This window comes from Martelella endophytica, from assembly GCF_000960975.1.
Classification (GTDB): domain Bacteria; phylum Pseudomonadota; class Alphaproteobacteria; order Rhizobiales; family Rhizobiaceae; genus Martelella; species Martelella endophytica.
This window is the reverse complement of record NZ_CP010803.1, coordinates 3,798,012-3,821,038: the sequence shown is the minus strand read 5'-3', so window position 1 is coordinate 3,821,038 and position 23,027 is coordinate 3,798,012. Positions and strand designations below refer to the sequence as shown.

Annotated in this window: 23 protein-coding genes, 3 tRNA genes and 2 pseudogenes; 13 read left to right on the top strand and 15 right to left on the bottom strand. The window is 59.8% G+C overall.

Going from position 1 to position 23,027, the window contains the following annotated elements:
- Window positions 1-132 precede the first annotated feature (132 nt).
- Window positions 133-1,947: a single-stranded-DNA-specific exonuclease RecJ gene (gene recJ, locus TM49_RS17640; protein ID WP_045683178.1), complete on the top strand. Its 1,815-nt coding sequence runs from the start codon at window positions 133-135 to the stop codon at window positions 1,945-1,947.
- Window positions 1,948-1,954: 7 nt separating this feature from the next.
- On the opposite strand, the gene TM49_RS17635 is transcribed toward recJ, so the two are convergent.
- From TM49_RS17635 to TM49_RS17620, 4 genes are all read right to left on the bottom strand, one after another.
- Window positions 1,955-2,029: transfer RNA gene (locus TM49_RS17635), tRNA-Glu, on the bottom strand.
- An 89-nt stretch (window positions 2,030-2,118) separates the two neighbouring features.
- Window positions 2,119-2,193: transfer RNA gene (locus tag TM49_RS17630), tRNA-Glu, on the bottom strand.
- Between the two features lie 76 nt (window positions 2,194-2,269).
- Window positions 2,270-2,344 (bottom strand) — tRNA-Glu (locus TM49_RS17625).
- 170 nt (window positions 2,345-2,514) lie between these two features.
- Window positions 2,515-2,955: a VOC family protein gene (locus tag TM49_RS17620; RefSeq protein WP_045683176.1), complete on the bottom strand. Its 441-nt coding sequence runs from the start codon at window positions 2,953-2,955 to the stop codon at window positions 2,515-2,517.
- Between the two features lie 169 nt (window positions 2,956-3,124).
- Here TM49_RS17620 and TM49_RS17615 point away from each other — a divergent pair, with 169 nt between their 5' ends.
- Window positions 3,125-3,703 carry a cold-shock protein gene (locus tag TM49_RS17615; protein WP_045683174.1) on the top strand — a complete coding sequence of 193 codons (579 nt, stop codon included), beginning with the start codon at window positions 3,125-3,127 and terminating at the stop codon, window positions 3,701-3,703.
- A 108-nt stretch (window positions 3,704-3,811) separates the two neighbouring features.
- Entirely contained in the window at window positions 3,812-4,273 is a 462-nt protein-coding gene (locus tag TM49_RS17610) for a DUF192 domain-containing protein (RefSeq protein ID WP_045683172.1), read from the top strand.
- Between the two features lie 23 nt (window positions 4,274-4,296).
- Here the strand turns inward: TM49_RS17610 and TM49_RS17605 are convergent, their stop codons facing one another.
- Window positions 4,297-4,749, bottom strand: a complete 453-nt coding sequence (locus TM49_RS17605) for a L,D-transpeptidase (RefSeq protein WP_045683170.1) — start codon at window positions 4,747-4,749, stop codon at window positions 4,297-4,299.
- A gap of 144 nt (window positions 4,750-4,893) precedes the next feature.
- Complete coding sequence (locus TM49_RS17600) at window positions 4,894-5,844, bottom strand: nucleoside hydrolase (RefSeq protein WP_045683169.1); 951 nt, start codon at window positions 5,842-5,844, stop codon at window positions 4,894-4,896.
- 119 nt (window positions 5,845-5,963) lie between these two features.
- Here TM49_RS17600 and TM49_RS17595 point away from each other — a divergent pair, with 119 nt between their 5' ends.
- Window positions 5,964-6,749, top strand: a complete 786-nt coding sequence (locus TM49_RS17595; protein WP_045683167.1) for a TSUP family transporter — start codon at window positions 5,964-5,966, stop codon at window positions 6,747-6,749.
- On the opposite strand, the gene cobU is transcribed toward TM49_RS17595, so the two are convergent.
- The 6 genes from cobU to TM49_RS17570 form a co-directional block, all read right to left on the bottom strand.
- Window positions 6,739-7,272 carry a bifunctional adenosylcobinamide kinase/adenosylcobinamide-phosphate guanylyltransferase gene (cobU, locus tag TM49_RS17590; RefSeq protein ID WP_045685428.1) on the bottom strand — a complete coding sequence of 178 codons (534 nt, stop codon included), beginning with the start codon at window positions 7,270-7,272 and terminating at the stop codon, window positions 6,739-6,741. The genes TM49_RS17595 and cobU overlap by 11 nt on opposite strands.
- Window positions 7,273-7,473: 201 nt before the next feature.
- Window positions 7,474-8,478, bottom strand: a complete 1,005-nt coding sequence (locus tag TM49_RS17585) for a glycine betaine ABC transporter substrate-binding protein (protein WP_045683165.1) — start codon at window positions 8,476-8,478, stop codon at window positions 7,474-7,476.
- A gap of 352 nt (window positions 8,479-8,830) precedes the next feature.
- Entirely contained in the window at window positions 8,831-10,144 is a 1,314-nt protein-coding gene (locus TM49_RS22745; RefSeq protein ID WP_052699923.1) for a GGDEF domain-containing protein, read from the bottom strand.
- Between the two features lie 336 nt (window positions 10,145-10,480).
- The gene (locus tag TM49_RS23690; protein WP_158498658.1) at window positions 10,481-10,651 is read right to left on the bottom strand and encodes a hypothetical protein; all 171 of its coding nucleotides are present in this window, start codon (window positions 10,649-10,651) and stop codon (window positions 10,481-10,483) included.
- A 181-nt stretch (window positions 10,652-10,832) separates the two neighbouring features.
- On the bottom strand, window positions 10,833-11,030 hold the full coding sequence (locus tag TM49_RS23165) for a DcrB/PsbP domain-containing protein (protein WP_045683163.1): 198 nt from the start codon (window positions 11,028-11,030) through the stop codon (window positions 10,833-10,835).
- Window positions 11,031-11,108: 78 nt separating this feature from the next.
- Window positions 11,109-11,507 carry a DUF4168 domain-containing protein gene (locus TM49_RS17570; RefSeq protein WP_158498657.1) on the bottom strand — a complete coding sequence of 133 codons (399 nt, stop codon included), beginning with the start codon at window positions 11,505-11,507 and terminating at the stop codon, window positions 11,109-11,111.
- A gap of 187 nt (window positions 11,508-11,694) precedes the next feature.
- On the opposite strand from TM49_RS17570, the gene TM49_RS17565 reads away from it, so the two are divergent.
- The 3 genes from TM49_RS17565 to TM49_RS17555 are packed head-to-tail and all read left to right on the top strand — an operon-like array spanning window position 11,695 to window position 13,262.
- Window positions 11,695-12,210, top strand: coding sequence for an RNA polymerase sigma factor (locus tag TM49_RS17565; protein WP_045683160.1), 516 nt, complete (start codon window positions 11,695-11,697; stop codon window positions 12,208-12,210).
- Complete coding sequence (locus tag TM49_RS17560) at window positions 12,207-13,046, top strand: anti-sigma factor family protein (protein WP_045683158.1); 840 nt, start codon at window positions 12,207-12,209, stop codon at window positions 13,044-13,046. Before TM49_RS17565 ends, TM49_RS17560 begins: the two co-directional genes overlap by 4 nt.
- A complete protein-coding gene (locus TM49_RS17555) occupies window positions 13,047-13,262 on the top strand; it encodes a hypothetical protein (RefSeq protein WP_045683157.1) in 216 nt (71 codons plus the stop codon).
- A gap of 32 nt (window positions 13,263-13,294) precedes the next feature.
- On the opposite strand, the gene TM49_RS17550 is transcribed toward TM49_RS17555, so the two are convergent.
- Complete coding sequence (locus TM49_RS17550; protein WP_201777014.1) at window positions 13,295-14,470, bottom strand: anaerobic sulfatase maturase; 1,176 nt, start codon at window positions 14,468-14,470, stop codon at window positions 13,295-13,297.
- Window positions 14,471-14,899: 429 nt separating this feature from the next.
- On the opposite strand from TM49_RS17550, the gene TM49_RS17545 reads away from it, so the two are divergent.
- The 4 genes from TM49_RS17545 (at window position 14,900) to TM49_RS17525 (ending at window position 19,542) form a co-directional block, all read left to right on the top strand.
- Window positions 14,900-16,435, top strand: a complete 1,536-nt coding sequence (locus TM49_RS17545) for an arylsulfatase (RefSeq protein WP_052699922.1) — start codon at window positions 14,900-14,902, stop codon at window positions 16,433-16,435.
- An 89-nt stretch (window positions 16,436-16,524) separates the two neighbouring features.
- Window positions 16,525-17,331, top strand: coding sequence for a transporter (locus TM49_RS17540; RefSeq protein WP_144409604.1), 807 nt, complete (start codon window positions 16,525-16,527; stop codon window positions 17,329-17,331).
- 47 nt (window positions 17,332-17,378) lie between these two features.
- Window positions 17,379-18,350 carry a SphA family protein gene (locus tag TM49_RS17535; protein WP_045683151.1) on the top strand — a complete coding sequence of 324 codons (972 nt, stop codon included), beginning with the start codon at window positions 17,379-17,381 and terminating at the stop codon, window positions 18,348-18,350.
- Window positions 18,351-18,957: 607 nt separating this feature from the next.
- A complete protein-coding gene (locus TM49_RS17525; RefSeq protein ID WP_201777013.1) occupies window positions 18,958-19,542 on the top strand; it encodes a 3'-5' exonuclease in 585 nt (194 codons plus the stop codon).
- Window positions 19,543-19,670: 128 nt separating this feature from the next.
- Here the strand turns inward: TM49_RS17525 and TM49_RS17520 are convergent, their stop codons facing one another.
- The gene (locus tag TM49_RS17520) at window positions 19,671-20,150 is read right to left on the bottom strand and encodes a hypothetical protein (RefSeq protein WP_052699921.1); all 480 of its coding nucleotides are present in this window, start codon (window positions 20,148-20,150) and stop codon (window positions 19,671-19,673) included.
- A 172-nt stretch (window positions 20,151-20,322) separates the two neighbouring features.
- Here TM49_RS17520 and istA point away from each other — a divergent pair.
- Together istA and TM49_RS23160 are read left to right on the top strand one after the other, a co-directional pair.
- Window positions 20,323-21,437: pseudogene (gene istA / locus TM49_RS17515) on the top strand (IS21 family transposase); the annotation flags it as partial.
- Window positions 21,430-21,549: pseudogene (locus TM49_RS23160) on the top strand (ATP-binding protein); the annotation flags it as partial. The pseudogenes istA and TM49_RS23160, both read left to right, overlap by 8 nt.
- Window positions 21,550-22,088: 539 nt before the next feature.
- On the opposite strand, the gene TM49_RS17510 reads toward TM49_RS23160, so the two are convergent.
- A complete protein-coding gene (locus tag TM49_RS17510; RefSeq protein WP_045683148.1) occupies window positions 22,089-23,024 on the bottom strand; it encodes a hypothetical protein in 936 nt (311 codons plus the stop codon).
- Between the last annotated feature and the right edge of the window lie 3 nt (window positions 23,025-23,027).

Genomic DNA, 23,027 nt, shown 5'->3' with positions numbered 1-23,027 from the left:
GCAGTGACAGCACCGTATCGTTGGCGCTAAACAGGATCGATATCGTTCCGGAGCCATCGCCGGTCATGGGCCGCCTGGCGGATCTCATCGGTGTGGTCCGGATTCCTGCCAGATGCCAGAGCCGGGAGTGGCATGACGGACAACCTCGCCAGCAAACCAGCGCAGCCGCGCGCCTTCCTTGGGGTCGAACGTTCTGCCCGCGACCTGCGGTGGATACCGCGGCTTGGCGCCGCGGGCGAGAACCGGGCGCTCGCGATGGCGCAGACCCATGGCATTTCCGAACTGATTGCGCGGGTGCTTGCCGGCCGTGACGTGCCGGTCGACGCGGCGCCTGCCTTTCTCGACCCGACGCTGCGCGACCTGATGCCAGATCCCGAAGTGATGACCGATTGCGCGGCCGCCGTGGCGCGGCTGACGGCCGCCATCCGCAATAGCGAGCGGGTCGCGATCTTCGGCGACTATGACGTCGACGGCGCCTGCTCGTCGGCGCTGATGTATCGCTTTCTCAAGGCCTTCGACCTTCCCGTCGAAATCTATATTCCGGATCGCATTTTCGAGGGTTACGGCCCCAATCCGCGCGCCATCAACACGCTGATCGATTCCGGGGCGGAGCTGATCGTGACGGTGGACTGCGGCTCGACCAGCCACGAATCGCTCGCAGCCGCCAAGGCGCGCGGCATCGATGTCGTCGTCATCGACCACCATCAGGTCGGTGTCGAGCTTCCGGAGTGCACGGCGCTCGTCAATCCGAATCGGGAGGACGATCTGTCGGGGCAGGGACATCTCTGCGCGGCCGGCGTCGTGTTCCTGGTGCTGGTGGCCACGCTTAGGGCGCTGCGACAGGCGGGCGACCTGCGCGCCGGGCGCGTCGACCTGCTGGCCTGGCTCGATATCGTCGCGCTGGCGACTGTCTGCGATGTGGTGCCGCTGAAGGGGCTGAACCGTGCCTATGTGGTCAAGGGGCTCATCGTTGCGCGGTCGCTCTCCAATCCCGGCCTTGCCGCCCTGTTCAAGCGGGCGGGTCTGGCCGGTCCGGTGACGCCTTACCATTTCGGCTTCCTCATCGGCCCGCGCATCAATGCCGGTGGCCGCATTGGGGATGCCGCGCTCGGAAGCCGGCTCCTGACGGTGGAAGCCGGCGAGGAGGCGGATGCGATTGCCGAACGTCTCGACCAGCTGAACCGGGAACGGCAGGTGATCGAGACCGCCATGCTGGCCGAAGCGGAAGCCGATGCGGTCGCCGAATTCGGCGATGGCAGCGGCGCGGGCATCATCGTCACCGCTCGCGAGGGCTGGCATCCGGGCGTCGTTGGCCTGCTGGCCTCGCGGCTGAAGGATCGTTTTGGCCGTCCGGCCTTTGCGATTGCCTTCGATGCCAATGGCAGGGGCACAGGATCAGGGCGCTCGATCGCCGGCTTCGACCTTGGCCGGGTCGTGCGCATGGCGGTGGAGGAGGGGCTTCTGGTGAAGGGCGGTGGCCACGCCATGGCAGCCGGCATCACCGTGCTGCGCGAGAAGCTCTCCGGCCTGCGGGCCTTCTTCGAGGAGCATGCGCGCGAGCAGGTCGAGCAGCTTGCGGTGAACGCGGTGCTGAAGGTCGATGGCGCGCTGTCGGCCTCGGGGGCGACGCTGGATCTGATCGACCGGCTCGAGGCGGCCGGCCCCTATGGCTCCGGCCATCCACAGCCGGTCTTCGCCGTGCCGGCGCACAAGTTACGCGATGCCCGCGTGATTGGCACGGGCGGGCATGTGAAGGTGACGCTTGAAAGCCCCGAGGGCGCGCATCTCGATGGCATCGCCTTTCGGGCGGCCGACAAGCCGCTGGGTGAGATGCTGCTTTCAGCGCGCGGCCGCAGGCTGCATGTCGCAGGATCGCTGTCAGGGGACTACTATCAGGGAAGGCGGCGGGTGCAGCTGCGCATCATCGATGCGGCGGAGCCTCGTTGAGACGACCTGGTACGCCCTAGGGGAATCGAACCCCTCTTTCCAGAATGAGAATCTGGCGTCCTAACCGATAGACGAAGGGCGCATGGGTGAACGCTTGCGCGCTTTCCACGCTCTGGCGGAAGCCATCTCTGGTTTGACAGGGACTGGTTGCCGTCAGGCAGAAGATAGAAGTGGCACGCCCTAGGGGAGTCGAACCCCTCTTTCCAGAATGAAAATCTGGCGTCCTAACCGATAGACGAAGGGCGCGCGTGCGACGAACCGCCGAGGCGGGCCGCCATTTTACGTTCAGCTTCCGTCCCGAAGGCCTTTCAGCCGGCAGGAATGGCACGCCCTAGGGGAGTCGAACCCCTCTTTCCAGAATGAAAATCTGGCGTCCTAACCGATAGACGAAGGGCGCGTGCTGTTCGCTGGGCGCCTTATAGTCAGGCAACAGATTTGCCGCAAGTGTAAAACCGTGATTTATGCAAAAAAATGACGGACGCAAGGCGGCCTTCAAGGCATCGCTTTAACGGTTTGATTTCAGCGGAGAAAAGCGCCGCGAAAACGGGTCTCGCGGCGCTAGCTTTGTTACCAGCTGCCGGTGTTCGGCATCGAGGCCCACGGCTCCTGCGGCGGCAGCGGATCACCCTGCTGCAGGATTTCGAACGAGATACCGTCGGGCGACTTGATGAAGGCCATGTTGCCGTCGCGGGGCGGGCGGTTGATGGTGACGCCGGCATCGGCCATCTTCTGGCAGAAATCGTAGACGTTCTCGACGCGATAGGCGAGGTGGCCGAAGTTGCGGCCGCCGCTGTATTCTTCCGGATCCCAGTTATAGGTCAGCTCCAGCTTCGGCACATGCTCGCCATCGCCCTTTTCCAGGTCCTTCGGCGCAGCGAGGAAGATCAGCGTGAAGCGGCCCTTCTCGTTGTCGATCCGGCGGACTTCCTGAAGGCCCATCAGGTCGCAGTAGAATTTCAACGAGGCGTCGATGTCCGTGATGCGGACCATGGTGTGGAGATAATGCATGGTGTTTCCCTGTCGGTTTTGAAAAAGCTCTTTGGATATAACCGGGCCTGCGCGGCCTGCAAACTGTGAAGAACGCGTTTATCACTTGCAGGGACCCGCCGAGACAATGCTATCCTGCAACCCAGAATCAGTTAATTCGCAGTCGGGGAATTTCAAGGAGCGGGGCAGTATGGCCGAGAGGTCACAGGCAGACAGGCAGTCGACCGCCGACGATGCAGGCCTTGATTCCGGCCCGTTCATCGAGATCACCGGCTATGTGAAATGGTTCGACGTCGCCAAGGGCTTTGGTTTCATCGTCCCAGACAACGGCATGGACGACGTGCTGCTGCACATCACCTGCCTGCGGCGCGACGGGTACCAGACCATTCTGGAAGGCACGCGCGTCGTTGCCCTCGTGCAGGAGCGCAACCGCGGCTACCAGGCCTTTCGCGTGCTGTCGATGGATCAATCGACCGCCGTTCATCCCTCCGACATGCCGCCGGTGCGCACCCATGTCCAGGTCGAGCCGACCAGCGGTCTCGAGCGGGTCATCGTCAAGTGGTTCAACCGCGACAAGGGCTTCGGCTTCGTCACCCGCGGCGAGGGCACAGAGGACATCTTCATCCACATGGAGACCCTGCGGCGCTTCGGTATCGCCGAGCTCAGACAGGGGCAGACCTTGTTGGTGCGCTTCGGCAATGGCCCCAAGGGCCTGATGGCGGCCGAGGTTCACCCCGACGATCCCGGCCCGGTTATCCGGACGCACTGACCTCTGGCCGAACCGCCGCCGAGTGTCGTATCTTCCCCCCAGTCCATCATTCAAGCTGAATTGCGCCGGGCCGCGATAGGGCTTCCGAAGCGCAAGAGGAGAGGGTCGATGCCCGCCATGAAACCACTGATCGCCGCTTTTGCTTTCCTCACCCTGACGGCCGCCGCTGGTGCCCAGGAGCCGGTCCACTTCCCGTCATCGGAACTCACGCTGCATACTGCGTCCGGCGACCACGACATCGTCGTCGAGGTCGCAGAGACCCCGGCGCAGCGTCAGCGCGGCCTGATGTACCGCACCGAGCTTGCCGAGGACCATGGCATGATCTTCCTGTTCGGAACCGACAAGCCCGTCAGCATGTGGATGGCGAACACGCTGATCCCGCTCGACATGGTTTTCATCAGGGCGGATGGCTCGGTCGCCGGCTATCACGAGAATGCCGAACCCCGTTCGGAGCGCATCATCGCCTCGGACGAACCGGTGCGTTACGTCCTCGAACTTGGCGGTGGTGAGGCCAAGGCTTACGATTTGAAGCCCGGCGACATGGTCACCGGGCCCGCTCTTTCGGAATAGATGTGCCGGCAAGCGGCCGCCGGTCAATCGCCGATGACGACGGTCATCCGGTCGAGGCCCATGCTCTGGGCGAGGCTGAAGAGGATGGCGGCGTTCTCAGGATCGAGGCGCACGCAGCCATGAGAGGCAGGGCGTCCGAGACGCGATAGCTGATCCGTGCCATGCACGGCGTAGCCATGGTAGAAGAAGATCGCATAAGGCATTGGTGCGCCGTTATATTTTGTCGATCTGTGGTGCTTCGAAAGCCACTCGGCGCCATAGATGCCTTTCGGCGTGGCATAGCCTCCGGCGCCGGTCGAAACCGGCCAGACATAGCGCTCGTAGCCGTCGACGATCACCTTCATCGTCTGTGTCTCAAGGCTGACGGCAGCAACCAGCGTGCCGGCATCGAAGATTGCTTCCCCGGATTTGCGGGCGGCCTCGGCGGACGGCGCCACCACAAGTAACATCAACAGAAATGCCAGTACTGATCGCATGCGGTCCCCCGATCAACATCAATCCTGGTGCAAAGACTATGTCGGGGAAGAGTTACGGGCAACGCGTTACTGGAAACAGGGTAAACAAATGGCGCCGTCACCGGCGCCATCCATGGTCGACTTATTGTCGTTCCTTGCGGGCGCTCAGGGCACCAGCGTCTTTGCCACCAGATCGACCACCTCGACGGGCTTGATGGTCATTGCCACCTGCTGTTCGGGAAGGTCGTCCCAGGGGCTCGGCGGGAAGAACTGGGCAGACGGTTTCTGGATCGTCTGGCCATCGGCAATGCCGCCGCAGACGACGCGTACCGTACCGGGACGCAGACCGAAGAGTTCCGGCGCCACGACATAGACGCAGGCGCAGCTATCATGCACCACCATGCCGTCTTCGACCTGAAGGCTGTAGAAGTCGATATAAGGATCGGAGATCCGGGCGAGAAGTTCGAGGTGCGGGCCGCCGCGCGCGGCGAGGTCCTTCATCTGGCGACGGGTCATCACCGTCTGAATGGTGACGTCGAGGCCGACGATGACGACCTTCCAGGGCGCGGTGAACACGGCATCGGCGGCTTCCGGGTCGCCATGGATATTGGCTTCGGCGGCCGGCGTCACATTGCCGTTCTTCTCGAACGAGCCGCCCATGACGACGACCTGCTTCACGAGGCCGGCGATTTCCGGGTCGTGGGCCAGAGCCAGAGCAAGGTTGGTCATGCGGCCGACGGCCACGATCTCGACCTCGCCGGGATTGGCGCGCACGGTCTCGACGATGAACTGCCAGGCCGGGCGTGGGTCGAGCGGCACGTCGTCGATCGTCTCCGGCATCTCGATATCGCCAAGCCCGTTGACGCCGTGAACGACCGTCGGCCAGGGGGCCATCGGCCGGGCCGCGTCATAGGTGACATCGGCGCCGCGGGCGACAGGGGCGGCAATGCCGAATTCGCGCTTCAGGAAGAGTGCATTGCGCGTGGTCGTGTCGGCCGAAGCGTTGCCGAAAACCGAGGTGATGCCGAGGAGATCGATATCCGGATGGCGCTCCAGGAAGAGAAGCGCCATGGCGTCGTCAATGCCGGGGTCTGTATCGAAAATTACCTTGTGCATGGAAGCGAATCCTGATCTTGAAAATGTTCGCGGTAGAAACACCGCCCGCCACCGGCCTACACGATCGGGCGGTAAAAGAAAACCGTTCGCCGCCGGGGCGAGACGCAAGGGTTCCGTCCGTGTTCGAAGCCAGTCTGCAGCTGTTTACCATCCTGTTTTTCGTCGCCTTTGCCGCCGGTTTCGTCGATTCGATCGCCGGCGGTGGCGGCCTCATCACCATTCCGGCGCTGCTGATTGTCGGCGTGCCGCCGCTGCAAGCGCTTGGCACCAACAAGCTGCAGGGCATTTTCGGCGCTGCTTCGGCAACGATCTCCTATGTGCGGGGTGGTCGCGTCGATCCGCGCACGCAATGGCCGATGGCGCTGCTCGCGCTGATTGGCGGGGCGCTCGGAGCGGTGGCCGCTTCGCTGGTGCCGGGCGAAGCGCTGCGGGCGCTGCTGCCTTTCCTTCTGGCCGGCATCGGCCTCTATTTCGCGCTGCGCAGCGGTCTTGATGACAGCGACCGCCATCAGCGCATGTCGACAGTCCTGTTTGCCGCGGTGATCGTCCCGGCCATCGGCTTTTATGACGGTCTCTTCGGGCCCGGCACGGGATCGTTCTTCATGCTGGCCTTCGTCACCCTTGGCGGTCTCGGCCTGCTGAAGGCGACGGCCAGGACCAAGTTCCTGAACCTCTCCTCCAATGTCGGGGCATTCGTGATCTTTCTCGCCGGCGGCGCCATCCTTTGGAAGCTCGGCCTGGTCATGGGCGTCGGCCAGTTTCTGGGCGCGCAGGCGGGTTCGAAGGTGGCGATGCGCAACGGCGCAAAGATCATCCGGCCGCTGCTGGCGCTTTCAAGCCTCGCCATGGCCGCCAAGGTGTTCTTCGATCCGGCAAACCCGCTCTATCGCTGGCTCACGATGTAGGCCCCTTGAGCACCAGCGGCAGGCCAGCAGCAACGAAATGCACCCGGCTGGCGACTGCCGCGATTTTCTGGTTCAAAAGTCCGGCCTCGTCGCGGAATCGGCGCGCGAGCGCGTTTTCCGGCACGATCGAGAGCCCGACCTCGTTGGCGACGATGAAGAGCGGATAGCGGACACGATCGACCACACGCGCCAGCCTGTCGCCGGCAGCGGCAACATCGTGGTCGCCGAGAATGAGGTTGGTGAGCCACAGCGTCAGGCAATCGACGATAACGACCGGCCGATCATCTGCGCGAAAACGCTCGAGCTGGTCGCAAAGCGCGATCGGCACCTCATGCGTCACCCAGCCATCGCCGCGGTCTTCGCGGTGCCTGGCAATCCGGGCCGCCATTTCGGCATCATGCGCCTCGGCGGTTGCGATGTAGTGCAGGGTACCGGCTTCGGCGCGCGCAAGCGCTTCGGCATGGCGCGACTTGCCGGATCGGGCGCCGCCGAGGATGAGACAGGTCAGATGGGGCTCGGTCATGTTCAGCGGGCCGGAAAATGCGCCGGAAAGGCGTTGCGGGGCAAAAGCGGACGATTCGTAGACAAAGAGGCGTCCGCCCTGTTGCTTGCCCGGCAGGGCCATGAGTGGCTGGTGCTGCAAAGACCACCCTTGAAGCCCTTGAAGCACCGTCCGCGCTTTCCGGCGCAGGGCCAATATAGGGGTTCACCGGCTACGATGCAATCAGAGCGCCGCGTCGACCTTTGCCGCAACATCTTCCGGGAGCCATGATTTCCACAGTTCGGGGTGGTTCTCAAGGAAGTAGCGGGCGGCAGCTTCGTTGTTGGCGTCATTGTCCTCCATCCAGGCGAGCACGCTGCTGATCGTCCGGTTGTCCCACGAACGGGCATTGAGATAGTCCATCAACGCCGGGTGCGCGGAGACGAACTCACCCGTCACCAGCGTGTAGACGGCGGAAACGGGGTAGGCGTTCAGATTCGGATCCGGGCAATCGGGGACGATGGTGCAGCGGTCCCATTCGCCCTTGTCGAATTCGATGCCGAAAGAAAGCTTCACCATCTCGTATTTGCCGAGGATCGCCGTCGGCGCCCAATAGTAGCCGAGCCAGCCGACCTTCTCCTCGAAGGCGTGGGCAATCGATTGCTCGAGACCGAGGCCGTTTTCGGCATCGAGCAGGGTGAAGCCCTTGTCCTTGCCGCCGAGCGCGCGAAACAGGTTTTCGGTCGAGATGTGGCAGGTCCACCCGGGCGGACAGTTGTAGACGGTCGCGTCGGAGGAGCCATCGGGACCGGGAAACAGCTCCGGATGATCGAGCGCCCGCTGAACGGTGGTGATCTCGGGGTTGGCGTCCGCCAGGAATTTCGGCATCCACCAGCCCTGAACACCGCCTTCGCTGAGAAGGGCAGCGGCAAATGCAACCCGCTGATCGGCGACGGCCTCGTCAAGTTCGGGCGACGCCCCCTCGTACCAGAATTCCGGAATAATGTCCGGCGTGGCTTCGCTGGTGATCGAGGAAAGGGTCGAATCGGTATTGCCTTCGACGAGGTCGACCGTACAGCCGTAGCCATTTTCCATGATCAGCTTGTCGACCCAGGCGGCAATGCCGGCCGAAGCCCAGTTGAGCTCCGCTTCCGTCACCGTGCCGCATTGCGGCTCGGTCTCATCGGCGAGCGCCGCTGATGCGAGAAGAACCTCCACACATGCCGCCGCAGCCAGTAGCGCCCTCATTTGCCCGATCCTCCCGATCTGCCGCCACAGCCGGTCCGCAGCGGCTTATTCTGTCGTTCGTCAAGTCTATCCGCTTTCCGGCCTGAATGGAATCGCCCGAAGCCGCTGACAGCGGGCAGGGCGGTGATTTTTTCGTGGCCAAGTGCGAGTATTCACGTCTTTATTCGCGTTCGCTAACCAAGCAGTAACGTTCTGCAGCTAGAACCGGACCAGCGGAAGGTTGCACGGCAGAAAAGCCCCGGCAGTAAGTTCAGCGTGGCAGGGGTGCCGTTTCGAGTATTGCGTTCGCAACCTCCGCATGCCTGTGCATGACACGCTCCCCCACACTGTCCTTTGCCTCACCTGCGACCCTTCAGCTGGCGACCTTCACCGCATTGCGGCCACCCGTCTTTGCCTCGTAGAGTGCCCGGTCAGCCATGCCGAGCACCTCGGATTGCGAGCCGTCTGCGCCATAGACCATGACGCCGATGCTGACGGTGATGCCCCGGTGTTCGCCGTTCGGCAGGATGATCGAGGTATCCTCCACCGTCTTGCGCAGCCTTTCGGCGGCGGCGATCGCGCGGTCGTGGCGCATGGCCGGCATGATCATGGCAAATTCCTCGCCACCATAACGGAAGACATGATCGCTCTCGCGGGCGCTGGCTGCGATCACCTCGGAAATCTGCACGAGCGCACTGTCGCCGGCCGGATGGCCGTTCTCGTCGTTGAACTTCTTGAAGAAATCGAGGTCGAGCATCAGCAGTGCGAAAGGCTGCCTGGTATCGCGCGCGGTTTCGATCTGATCGGCCAGCACGCGGTCGAATTCGCGACGGTTGCCAAGTCCTGTGAGGCTGTCGGTGCTTGCGGCCGTTGCGAGCGCGCGCTCCTGGCGCATGATCTGCTTGGTCATCACATTGAAGGCGTCGGCCACGGAGGCGAGCTCCGGCGGCACCTGCACGTCGATCTCGCGCTCCCGGTCGCCTGCGGCAAAGCGCATCGCGCCGGCCACGAGCTTGTCGGTACTGGCGATCAGCGCCCGGTCGATGATGTAGATGCCGATCGCGGCGAACAGGATGGCGAAGACGCCCGCCGTTGCGGCAAAGATGTCGAAACGGCGCATCGCGGCAAGGGCATCGCGGTGGCTCTTCTCGCTGTCGATCCTGACTTCCTCGGCAAGGGCGCCCATGCGGCGGGCGGTTTCGGCGATCACGCCTTCGAAGCGGCGCAACGCGGGATCGCTGATCGGGCTATCAGGTGCCTGGACCGCCGCCGCGGCTTCAATCAGCTGCCCCCATTCCTGCTCGATGCTCTCGAGCAGCGGTCGGTAGATGCGGAACTGATCGGCAGCATCCTCGAGCTCCTTCAGTTCGCCGGTGATCTCGCGTTCCGTTGCCTCGAAATTTATGCGGTCTGATTCGTCACCTTCCTCGGCAAAGTCAATGACGCCCGCCGAGATGTCCCAGAGCGACGACTGGATGCGTTCAAGCGGCACGAGAACCTGGTGTTGCGCATTGAGGACATTGCGGAAAGGCTCGGCGATGTCGTTGCGGTAGACGGTGAAGCCATAAAGCGAGAGAAACACGAAGGGTATCATCGCAGCCGCCATGCCGACCGAAAGCCAGACCCTCAGCGACAGGCTGCGATACCAGTGGCGCAGGCCAGTTGCCTCCCCGTTATTGTTTCCCATGAGACCCACCTTTTCTTCTTGCAGGATAAACCTGATCATTCCCTCTGGAGGGTAGCACGACCGCACTCCGAGGGCATCAGTCATCGATGGGCCGTAAAGCCTCTCAATCGACGCTGCGCTATCTGCCACAGAAAAAGCCTCACGCACACTGTTTCGCTGCAGAAAGGCTAAAGAAGCGCAAGTGCGTGCAGGTCTCAGTGAGGGCAGTGGTCAGGTGGTAGGATTGGGGGAAGCCGCGGGCTGCGGGATGAAGGGAAGAACGCGTTTCATTACTGGCGCTGCGCGCTCAGGCGATCGGCATGGCAAGAAGGCCTGGCAGGGCGGCGCGAACCCTTCTCAGCCGTCTGAAACGAGGCCCTGCTTGGTTTCGGGGCGGGGCGGAAGCAGGCTTGCGGACCGCGCATCCGGCTGTGCGGCCAGTCGGGTTTCGCGGCTCGCCTGATCGGTTGGCCTCACTGACCAGCGGGTCGAAAGGAACGCGACGGCGCGGACTTCAGGGTTGCTCACGGGAATCCTCCTCGACAGTTTCAGGTCGAAAGCCAATGTGGTGCCAAAATACCGCCAAAAGATGACCGGGTATGGCCATCCCATCGGGCGGTCGAGGGAGGGCTGCTGCGGCGCCCGCAGCAGCCCGGACGAGCCGCTCTCCCGGCCGCGCGATGGACCGGGAGAGTGACGCCGACTTGAATCAGGGCTGGGTCGTGGTTCCCGCACCGGGCTCAGCCGGCGCCGTGCTGTTGCCGGGATCGGCCGGCATCGTGCCCGGTTCTGCCGGCGCTGAGGTCGCGGGCGGGTTGTCGCTGGCGTTGTCGCCGCCGCTGTCGTCGCAAGCCGCAAGGCCGATGACCATCAGTCCCGAAAAGGCAATTGCCAGAAATTTACGCATGGTTTCACTCCTCTCATGTTTGATGCCCGAACCCACGTGACTGTGGGCCCGGGCTGGGGCATTCGTCGTCAGTTGCCGCTAGCGAAGCTGCATCTGCTTTTCCTGGATTTCCTGCGCCAGCGCCGGGTCGCTGTTCGCAGCCTGGATGACGGCGTTATAGGTGCCGACATCAAGGTCATTGGCGTCGAGGGCGGCCACGAGCTCAACCTGCTGCTGTTGGCGCAGTTGCTGAACCTGATCGTCGCTCTGCGCCTTCTCGATCTGCGGCGCCCACTTGATGAGAACCTCGCGGACCTCGACCGAAGCCTTGGCAAAATTGTCGACCGTTGCCGCGTCGATGGCCGGCTTCTGTTCCCAGCCTGGTGCTGCCGGAGGCGTGGCCTCTGCCTGCTGGGCGAAGGCCGATGTCGCGGGTAGCGCCAGGGCCGCGATGGCGATCATCGGAGCGACGATCCTGTTGCGAATTGCGTAGGTCATTTTGATCCTTTCATTGTGCGGCGGAGATCGTTCGCCGCCGCCATGTGATCGGTTTGCCGTGTTGGCCGCATAACGGACGGAAACCGCGCCGCATTCGTTCCAAAAAAAGAATCTGAATTTTCTTTGGAACGTTTCGCCGCCTGCGCCCGTCTGTAGAAACGACATTGTCAGTGCCGGACGGACACATATGAGCGATGACCTTCGATGGATGATCGAAAGGCAGATCCCGCATCTGCGCCGCTATGCCTTTGCGCTGACGCGCAATCGGGATGACGCCGACGACCTCGTCCAGGACACGCTGGAGCGGGCGCTGCGGAAATGGCGCCTCTTCGGCCGCAAGGGACGTTTGCGATCGTGGCTGTTCCGGATATTGTACCGGACCTATATCGACCGTGTTCGGGCCGCGAAGCCTGAAACGGCATCGGCCGAGCCGGAGATCATCGATCGTCTCGCCGTCCAGTTGCCGGATCAGGAAGATCGTGCCGAATGCGCAAGCATTGCCGGCGCTCTTGATCGGCTGCCGGCGGAACAACGGGTGGTGATCCTGCTCGTCGCACTGGATGGCATGGCCTATGACGAGGTTGCCGAACTGCTTGACGTACCGGTCGGCACGATTCGGTCGAGACTTTCCCGCGGACGCGAGGCTCTTCGCGAGGCCCGCTCGCGATCACCGAGGACGACCCTGCTGAGGCGCGTGAAATGAACGATCGATCAGATGACATCAGGGAATTCGATCTGCTGGCGCTTGCCGACGGATTGCTGGACGACGATCCGACGCGCAAGGCGGAGGTCGAGGCCTTCCTGCGGGCCAATCCCGCGGCCAAGGCTTTTGTCGAGGAGATACGCGAGCAGAATGCGCTTCTGCGGCTCTGTTGTCGCGATCGTCAGGCCGGTCCCGTGCCCGAACGCCTCAGGGATACCGTCTGGAAGCGGCGGCCAAGAACGGGCGCACCGGTCCTGAAGGCGGCCGTCTTCGCCTTCACGTTGCTGGCAGCCGGCGTTGTCGGAAGCCGCTACGACGAGTTTGCGGCCGGGCGCGCATCGATCTCGAATTCCTTGATCGAGGCCGTTTCCTCCGGCGCGGCCGCGCCCGCCGGCATGCTTTCACTGGCGGCCGGCAAGGTCGACGCGCACGACAAGTGGCTCTGGCTGGCCTTTCCCACACCCGATCTTTCCGCAGAGGGCTACGAACTGATCTCGCGCGAAGACACCACCACCGGTGCTCCCGGTATTGTCCGCCTCGTCTATCGCAATGCCGGCGGCGAGACGCTTGACGTCTTCATGCAACCGTCCGGGACCATGGAGAAGAGCCGACCGGAGACCCGATCCGATGGAGCCCGCACGGCCCGCTATATGACCGTGGGGCCGATGGAGGTCGGGGTGACGGCCGAGAGCGGCAATCTTGATGCGAAAGGCGTGATGAAAACCCTCGAGGATTCGATCGGCGACATGCATTTTGCAAAGCCCGCTTCGACGATTTCCGCTTCGGCCGAGACCACACCCGTCTCCGACCTCGTCGCGCCGACACTGGAAAACTGAGTGACCGGCTGTACTGTCTGTGCAGTACGCCTGATCGAGCGGAACAAGGCACTATCGGAGCACCTCGGTGGAAGGGAAGAATTCGTCGCCGGGTATCAGAAGATCAAGCGGATCGGCCGCGGCTCCATCCTCGGCGCCGCCATGGCCGGAACTTGCTTCGGCCTGTGGCTCTCCGAAAGGATCATCCAGGCGTTGAGGGTTTTGAACGGCGGTTAAACGTTGAGGAGCGCCGGAGGTCACTGCAATGACTAGTGTCTACTCCCGAGACGATCGCATGTCTCGATGACATGTCGATAGAAGTGCTGCAATCCATGGCAGAGATAATGGAGGCCGACTTCGCCGTCAGTCGTTTTGAGAAAGCGGTCTTTGGGGCAGTGCCCCCAACAGAGGCGCAAATATGGGCATTCTTGACACTTTCTCGGCAGATTGCGCGACTTGTCGAAGCCGAATTTCATCTGTCTGTCGCTGAATGCAAGGCTGCCTTCGTGGTCCTTCAGGATATTGCCGATCTTGAATTCGGGATAGACGAAGTGGTCGCAACTATAGACATCGCCATTGTGTTCGACTGCGATTGCCTTGCCGCAGAACTGCGCCGTAACGCATTGCTGCGATCCTTTGCCGAGCAGCATGGAAAGAACATTCTCGAACTGGTCTACATGGACTTTTCCGTAGTCGCATGAGACCCACTCGTCCCAGACGTCCGTCAGGAATTTGCCCCATTGTTGCGGGCTGACCGACCACTCCGCAACGGCCGATCCGGCTGAGCCGGGGAGCGCTTCAGGCGAATCTTCGGGGGGCAGTGAACCGGCATCCCAATGCTGTGGGGCGGTGTTGAAAAATTCCTGCTTTTCCATCCCGGGAATGAACTGGATCATCCGGGGTCTGATCTCGTCCCGCAAGAAGCGGTAAACCGCAAGCGGCTCTTCCGCATTTGCATTGTTGACGACGCATAGCGCACTGAAGGCCACCTGGTGCCGGTGGAGCCGCCTGGCGGCGTCCAGCACCTTCGCAAAGGTCGGCCGGCCCGCCTTGTTGACGCGATAGCGATCGTGGAGATGCGCTGGACCGTCGATTGAGAGGCCGACAAGAAAACCCTCTTCCTTGAGAAAACGGCACCATTCGTCATCCAGAAGAACGCCATTGGTCTGCAGATCGTTTTCGATGCGTTGTCCGGCCTTGCGATAAAGCCGCTGAAATTCGACGACCTTCCTGAAGAACGACAGGCCCATGAGCGTCGGCTCACCGCCTTGCCAGCTGAAGACGACCTGATCGCTGTTCTGCGCTTCGATATACTGCCGGATATGCTGTTCCAGAACCTGATCGCTCATCCGTGGTGCTCTCGGCTGGTGCAGCAGGCCTTCCTTATGCAGGTAGAAGCAGTAGGTGCAGTCAAGATTGCATTGCGCGCCCGAGGGTTTCAGCATCGCGTGAAAGCGCCTGCGATGATCCTGTGCAGACAGGTTTGGCGGTAGAAGCGGGTGTGTCATCTTCTGTGCGACTTCATCGGTCTATGGTTTTTCGTCTGATGCAGGGGCTTTGCAATGAAAGCCTGTTTCCAATTCCTCGGGTCGTCAACACAATAATTGACGAATATTATTTATAGTATTTGTTGGCGATAACATGGTTCATTTTCGATATTATTCATGCGATCAATTTCTAAAGTTGAAGTTATAAAACAGGTATTACGTATAAGTTTCAATTTGACTAATTAAGGATGTTGAGTCAACAATTACGAATTAAGGTTTCAGGGTGATGCTTTGTGAGGAATTTTAGTTTCTGTCCTCACATATTTTTTTGTTGTGAAACGATCGTGATCGCTTTGGTGTTGCGGTTTTCATCAGGAGGGGAAACTGATGCTGCGCTCTGTTCTCTTGGCTTCCACGCTTCTTGCCGCGTCGGTACCTCAGGTCTTTGCTCAGGAGCAAAGCAAGCCGAATATCCTGATCATCTGGGGTGATGATGTCGGGATGTGGAATATCTCCGCCTATCACCGCGGCATGATGTGCTGCGAGACACCCAACATCGATCGCATTGCCGATGACGGCATGTTGTTCATGGATCACTACGCTCAGGCCTCGTCCACTGCGGGCCGGGGCGCGTTCATTACCGGGCAGTATCCCCTTCGTGTCGGTCTCTCGACGGTTGGTCTTCCCGGATCGTCGATTGGCCTTAGCCAGGAAGACCCGACGCTTGCCGATCTGTTGAAAGCGGAAGGCTACAAGACTGGACAGTTCGGCAAAAACCATCTCGGTGATCGAGACGAGTTCCTGCCAACTGCTCATGGCTTTGACGAGTTTTACGGTATTCTCTATCACCTCAACTCAGGCGAATACCCCGAGCAGGACGACTATCCGATCGAACTTGCCGGCAAAGGGCCTTTTGCGCAGCGTGGCATCATCCATTCGTTCGCAAGGCCTGATGGCGGGCAGGATATCGAAGACCTTGGCAACTTCGGGCAGGAGGTCCAGCGGACGCTTGACCAGAAGGTGCTGGAGGAGAGCGAGCGGTTCATTACCGAGGCGGTCAACGAGGATAAGCCGTTCTTCGTGTGGCACAACACCACGCGCATGCACTATCGGACCAATCTTGACGATCACTACGACGGTATCACCGGTACGGGCAACGTCTATGCTGACGGCATGGTGGAGTTCGATGACGACGTCGGCTCGCTGCTGGACCTTCTCGATGAACTGGGCGTTGCGGACAACACGCTCGTTATGTTCTCGACAGATAACGGCGCCGCCTCTAATTCCTGGCCGGACGGCGGCAATACGCCCTTCAGAGGCCAAAAGGGCGTCGGCGGCTATGAGGGCGGATTCAAAGTTCCGATGATGGTGAAATGGCCGGGTATCATTCCGGCGGGCACCACCACCGGTGAGTTGATGTCTATGGAAGACTGGATGCCGACCATTATGGCGCAACTCGGGGATCCGGACCTTAAGCAGGAACTGCTTGAGGGGAAAACAATCGGCGACACAGAATACCGCGTTCATCTTGATGGCTACGATCAGACGCCGATAATCACTCAGGCGGGGCCGAGCAATCGCAAGGAATTCTTCTTTTTTACCGAAACGACCTTCCATGGGTTGCGATATGGTGAATGGAAGTTCCTTTTCACCAAGCAGGACAAATGGTTCAACGGTGTCCAGGACGAACTCACTTCGCCGGTCATAGAACGGCTTGACCTCGATCCCTTCGAGCGGTTCGAGGATGCGCGCGGCTTCGACGAATGGCAGGAAAATCACTCCTGGGCGATCAATCCGGCGATGGGTGTTGTCAGCCAGTTCGTGGAATCGTTCGAAGAATTTCCCCCTCGCCAGGCGAGCTTCTCCCCCAAGACATCCGGGATGGTGGAGATGATCATGGATATGTCGCAACGCAGTCGCTGAGCCGGCAAATCGACCTGAAGCGCTCCGTAAATACGCTTGAATTTTGAAGTTTTTGGCAAATTACATCAGTAACTTCGAGGCTTTCGATGATGCCTATCATGAAGTCTTGGATTTTGATCCTTGCCTTTTCGGGCATGGCCGTCGTCGCCAACCGTGCGCACGCCGAAGACGATGAAGACTTGGCCAAGCAACTGGCGAATCCGGTTGCCGACCTGATTAGCGTGCCGTTTCAGTTCAACTATGATGGCAGCATCGGCAGCGCCTCAGGCGACAGGATGGTGCTCAATATCCAGCCAGTCATTCCGTTTTCGCTCAACGAAAACTGGAACCTGATCACCCGGACAATCGTACCGGTAACATGGCAGCATGATGCGGCGGGGTACTCGGGTTCGCAGTTCGGTCTGGGTGACATAGTTCAAAGCTTCTTTCTGTCGCCGAAAGATCCGACGGAGAGTGGCATTACCTGGGGCGCCGGGCCGGTTTTTCTGTATCCGACCGCCACGGATGATCTGACCGGGCTTGGAAAATGGGGCGTCGGGCCGACTGCCGCCGTGCTCGATATCAGCGGGCCTTGGACGGTGGGCCTTCTTGCCAATCATATCTGGTCGTTTGCCGGCGACAGTGACCGGCGTGACGTCAACGCCACTTTCCTTCAGCCCTTCGTGACCTACACGACGCCGGGCGCGTGGTCGTTCGGTCTCAACACAGAGGCAACCTATGACTGGCTGGCGGACAGCTGGGCGGTGCCCCTCAATGCCACGGTGGGAAAGCTTGTGGTGCTTGGCGGCCAGCCGGTGAATTTCCAGCTTGGGCTGCGCTACTGGGCAGAAAGTCCGGCTGGGGGGGCGAGCGGCTTCGGAGCGCGTTTTGTGATGAATTTCGTCTTCCCTCAATGAGGCCGCTTGGCAAGCCTCTACTGGAAGACTGAGAGCGGAGGAACCGGATGTACGTCACAGACCGAAAGCAGGCACCTGCTATCAGCGCCAGTGTGGCGTCGGTCCTTGCTGCCAGCACCGTGTTGCTCACTGGTGCGGGCGCGGAAGCGGCTGAGTCCGGCACTGGCTTCTATCTCCTTGGCTCGAAGGGGCCGATGGCTGGGGTTCTCGCTCCGCCTGGCGCCTATTTCGCCAATGATCTTTATTTCTATTCCGGCTCGGCCGGTGCGAGCGTCGACCTGCCAATCGGCGGCAGTGTTGTCGCAGACATTGATGCGACGGCCGTTATCGACCTGGCAACGGGCCTCTGGGTCTTGCCGGAAGGCGTGGCCGGCGGCAATCTCGGTCTCACCGTGACAGTACCATGGGGCTACCAGAAGGTGGATGCGTCGGCGGCTCTTTCCGGCGGCGGCCTTGGTACTGCAATCGACGACAATGTCTCCACCATCGGTGATCCCGTTATCGGCGCCACACTGGGCTGGCACAGCGGCAACTGGCACTGGACGGCCGGTACGCTCGTCAACGTTCCGATCGGGGACTACCAGGAAGGCGAGATCGCAAATGTCGCGTTTCACCGCTGGGGGGCTGATCTGAATGCTGCGGTAACATGGCTGGACGCCACATCCGGATGGGAAGCCTCCGCTGCGGCCGGCTTTACCTTCAATGGTGAGAACCCGGCAACCGACTACAAGACTGGGACGGAGTTCCATCTTGAAGGCGCCTTCACCAAAACCTTTGAATCGCAGCTCTCTGCAGGCCTTGTCGGCTACTACTACCAGCAACTTACCGCCGACAGCGGCCCGGGCGCTTCACTGGGTGATTTCAAGGGGCGTGTCGCCGCGATTGGGGCGACCGTCGGCTACAATTTTGTGGCGGGCGAGACGCCCATTTCTCTCCGTGCCAAGATCTATCACGAGTTCGATGCCAAAAACCGGCTGGAGGGCACGAGCGGATATCTGAGTTTGTCTCTGCCCTTCTAGGCAAGCAAGGTTTGCCGGAGATATTTCAGTCCATGCCAACATCGTGGTCATGAAGCCACGTTGGTGCTCGAAGCGGGTACCAATGTGCGTGGCGAAATCCTGATTTGGCCATCAGGGATGAGCGCGATCTCCGCCGCGGGTCTGAACTGCGCTCGGATTTGGCCGATGGCCATTTTGACCGGCCCATAGTTCAGTGCAGGAAGAGAGAAGGATTCTGCCGCTGCCTCTCCGAACAAACTGAATTGTGCCATCGAATTCGACCAGCCCCCGTCCGTTTGTGTACCACTGCCCCCGTGGTTGACGCGTCCAATCTCTAAACAAATAGTAGGTCCATTCGTACCGTTGAATCATTTACGGCTGTGATGACTGCTCGACATTATGCTGGACCGAAAACAGTCAGTCTACTGTCGGCCCCATTTTAGTCAGCCGCTGTGCTGTTACTTATCGCCACCCTCAATGCGCTACTTTCTTCGAGGCCATTGATGCAGTATGGGTCAAAACCTGACGTCCAGCGAACAGTCTCTAATTGCTCAATCGCGCCTCTTCACAAACGCGATCCCATTTATTTGCAATGGTCCCGATCTGGCCTTCAATGATGGAAACATGCTTGACCTCGCTCAGCAGAAAACTGGATACTGCTACAGTTCACATGAAATCGATGACCGGCAAAAATATCGTAACACTCATGGCCCTGGATTTCGAAGCCTCATCTCTATCGGTAGAGAGCTGGCCCATCGAAATCGGCATATCATGGATTGAAGGTAACCAGGTTCAGACATGGTCGTCGCTGATACGACCAGCATCGGTCTGGAATCGTGCGGATTGGTCGAAGCAAAGCGAAGCTGTGCATGGGATTTCGATGTCGGATCTGGAGACCGCCCCGACCGTTGAAGACGTCGCCCAACAGTTGATGCCCAAAATCGAGGGCTTTATTCTGGTTTCCGATGCTCCAAGGCTCGAAACCAACTGGCTGAGCCGTCTTCTTGGCGCCGCACGCTGGGCACCTTCAGCGATCACCGTCGAAGACTACGATGCTGTGAGCTTCGCTCATTTCGATGGCCTCGCCCTGGATTTTCTATACGAAAAGCTTGAGCGCATGCGTGTGCCTCATCGGGCCGGCGCCGACAGTGCTCGCCTGGCTTCGGGTTGGCTCAAGGCCTTGCAGGTACGCGAGCAACAGAAATCTGGATAATCCCTCGAATCGCGGCGGTTGCCGATTTGCAGGGTGAGATCGGAAGGTCTGCCGAAGGCAGCCATTCTGAACGATAGTATTCAGAAATCGACCGGCTTTTCGTCCAGAAGGATGCACCTCAATCGTTCTCAGTGCCGTGTCATGGGTTGAACGAGGTCGTCCGTCTCGAGTTTCAGGCCTGAGCGCCACAGGGCTGTTTTCGTTACGATGTATTCCAGCTTGTTATCCTGGTCGCGAAGCTCTTGCACGGTGATCAAGCCGCTCCATTCCAGAGGCTTGAGGACGCAAGCACTGAATGCATGAACTTCACGCCAGCGCCGGTCAGTACCGTCTCCTGCCTCGCCATAAAAGCAGCTGAACAGGTTGTCTTCGCTCGCCCCGTCTTCGATCTCGACATTCATGACATTGAGCCAGACATCCCACTTGCCGAAAACGCCTTCGCCGAGGCGGGAATAGGCCGCGTGGTCGATATTGAGCACGAAAAAGGGTATGAGCCGTTTGAACAGCAGGCCGGGATGTGCCGCGAGATCTTTGCCTTCGGAGGTGACGCGGAACATGCCCTTGTAATGACGGCCCAGACGGAGGCGGATCAGCAGGAAGTGCAACATATCGACGGGTGGAAAGTCAGCTTCATTGATGACCGACTGGTAGCGGAACGTTTCTTTGTGATTAGGCGTGGAATAAGGACCCCGTTAGAGGGGTGATCGGCTTCCAAAAGGGACCCCTTCTGGCACAGGGGTTACAACAGCCTCCGGTTTATCTCGGAGGCTTTTTATTTGGATGCTTGTTGTGGAAACAATTGCGAAGATACGCCGGCTTGCCCTGACGCAAGGCATGCCGATCAAAGCGATCTGCCGGGAATTGGGCATTTCGCGTAAAGTGGTACGGAAGGTTCTGCGCGGTGGTGAGACAGCGTTCTCCTATGAGCGCACGACGCAGCCTCGCCCGAAGCTTGGACCGTGGCAGGACCAGCTCGATGGAATACTGCTCGCCAATGATGCCAAGCCGTCGCGCGAACGGCTGACGCTCATCCGGATATATGAAGATCTGCGCGATCAAGGTTACGAAGGCGGCTACGATGCCGTCCGGCGTTATGCCCGCAAATGGTCTAAGGAGCGCGGTTCTGTTTCGACAGAAGCCTATGTGCCGCTCTATTACGCACCCGGTGAGGCCTACCAGTTCGACTGGAGCCACGAGATTGTCGTGCTGAACGGCGTGACGACAACCATCAAGGTGGCGCATGTCCGGCTCTGCCACAGCCGGATGATGTATGTAAGGGCCTATCCGCGAGAGACACAGGAGATGGTCTTCGACGCCCATGACCGGGCATTCGCCTTCTTCGGCGGGGCTTGTACGCGCGGGATCTATGACAACATGAAGACCGCGGTGGAGACGGTCTTTGTCGGCAAGGAAAGGCAATACAACCGCCGTTTGTCTCACAGATGTGCAGTCATTTCCTTGTCGAGCCAGTGGCCTGTACGCCGGCGTCCGGCTGGGAGAAGGGACAGGTCGAGAACCAGGTTAACCTGGTCAGGGAGCGCTTCTTCACACCAAGACTACGCTTCAAGTCCTATGGGGAGCTGAACGGGTGGCTGCTGGACAAATGCATCAATTACGCCCGTGCCCACAAACATGTCGATCAGCCACAGCGCACGGTCTGGGACGTCTTCGAGGAAGAGCGATCCAATCTGATCGGATACCCGGGCAAGTTCGATGGCTTCCATGCTGTTCAGGCCGCGATCGGCAAGACTTGCCTCGTCCGCTTCGACAACAACAAGTATTCCGTACTGTCGACCGCTGTGGGCCGTCCGGCCGAGATCCACGCATACGCTGAGCACATCGTCATTCGCCAGGATGGCGTCGAGATCGGTCAGCATGAGCGCTGCTTCGGCCGTGTTTGGCGACGCAAAGATGACCGCTGCGCTCCTCGACCGGCTCACGCACCACTGCGAGATCATCGAAACCGGAAACGAATCCTGGCGCTTCAGAAACCGTTCTCAAAGCTAAAGCCGAAGAAGCCAAACAACCCGCGCCCGCAAGCCTCTACGCTAAATTGATGGCTCCGGGCCTGCGCGCGCTGATCGCCGAGTGCAACCCAAGGGAGGGGTTCCTTTTGGACGCCTAAATGGGGTCCCATTACAACGCTGATTGACAGACGGTCGCAGGTTCGAATCCTGCAGGGGTCGCTCGTCAAGGGGTTAGGTGTAATATTCTGCGTAATTAGTTGCTGGTTTACGATCCGGTTTACAGTTTCTGTTTCGCTTGCGTTCTTTCTGATTCGTCAGCAGCGACATGCAGCCGATAGATACTCGGCCGGAGCACGTCGAACGGTTTGCGCCGTAAACATGATTTTTGAGTTTTGTCCCACGGCAAGCAGTTAAGATGTTGCCCACTACAAGCGGATCGAGTCAGTTGAGTTGAACTGGAAAGCAGACATATGGTCTGCTGGGATCGCTCGTTTTTCGGGGCGTCAGGGACAGGTGATAGGCAGGGCCTATCAGAAATTCAATGTAGGTCATGGATTTTGCGGCTGTCGGAAAATGTATTCATGTTGCCCTCGGCAGTGAGCCGATTCGGTCGCGCATCCACTTTACAAGTCGTTCGGTGAGATCCTCCGGAAATTCAGTGCCGGCAACGGTTGCTGATCCAAGAAGCCTTAATCGATCCAGTACTGTGATCTGTCCAGTCAATCCGGCGATCTTCAGTTCTCTGTTGCCGATTACAAAAGGTGCTGCGATACCCGTGCTTGGGCGAACAGCTGCGTCAAGGAGCTTCTGCCATAGATCTGCATTTGGGGTGTTTACTTTGTTCCGCCAGTTCTTCCCGCTAGCGCACTGTAGAAAGTACACCGGCATCGCTTCGCGTTGATCTGCAAATGAACGGTAGCAAACAATATCCAACCCACCATCCTTGGCATCGGGGGCGTGCCAATCATCCATATTTGTGGCGCCATTAACGAAGAGCTTTTCGCATAATTCTGCAACTATATCGGGAACGCTTTTTGCATTCTCTGGCGACCAGCCGGCCCGAAAAACATTCCAACCCGGAAGAATTGCCGGGCAAATCAATTCGACTACTTCTTCGAACAAGTTCCCTTGGGTTACATTGTCGCGAACGTCCTTTGCCCAATCCGGAAAAATCTGGAATAATGATAGCAGCAAAAAGAATGAGCGAACGGGCTGTGCTTCCCAAGCGACATTCTCCTCTAAGCGGTTTGTCGAAATGGTTGTACTTTCTGGAAGGCCGCCCCAAGCTCTTCTCTGACGCAGTTCATCCCATCCATCTGACGCAATGTCGTGCGCCAAGTCTTGTGCTTCATCTGGGCAAATCTGATACTCGATAAGGGCGTCCACCACTTCACTCTTCGTGACTTCCTTTTGGTCGAAAAGGACGATGCCTTCGAGCCAATCACCAAGTGGAATTCGATCCACATTTGACTTATTTACGGATCGCTGGAAACCATACTGCGGAATCTGAAGCATCTG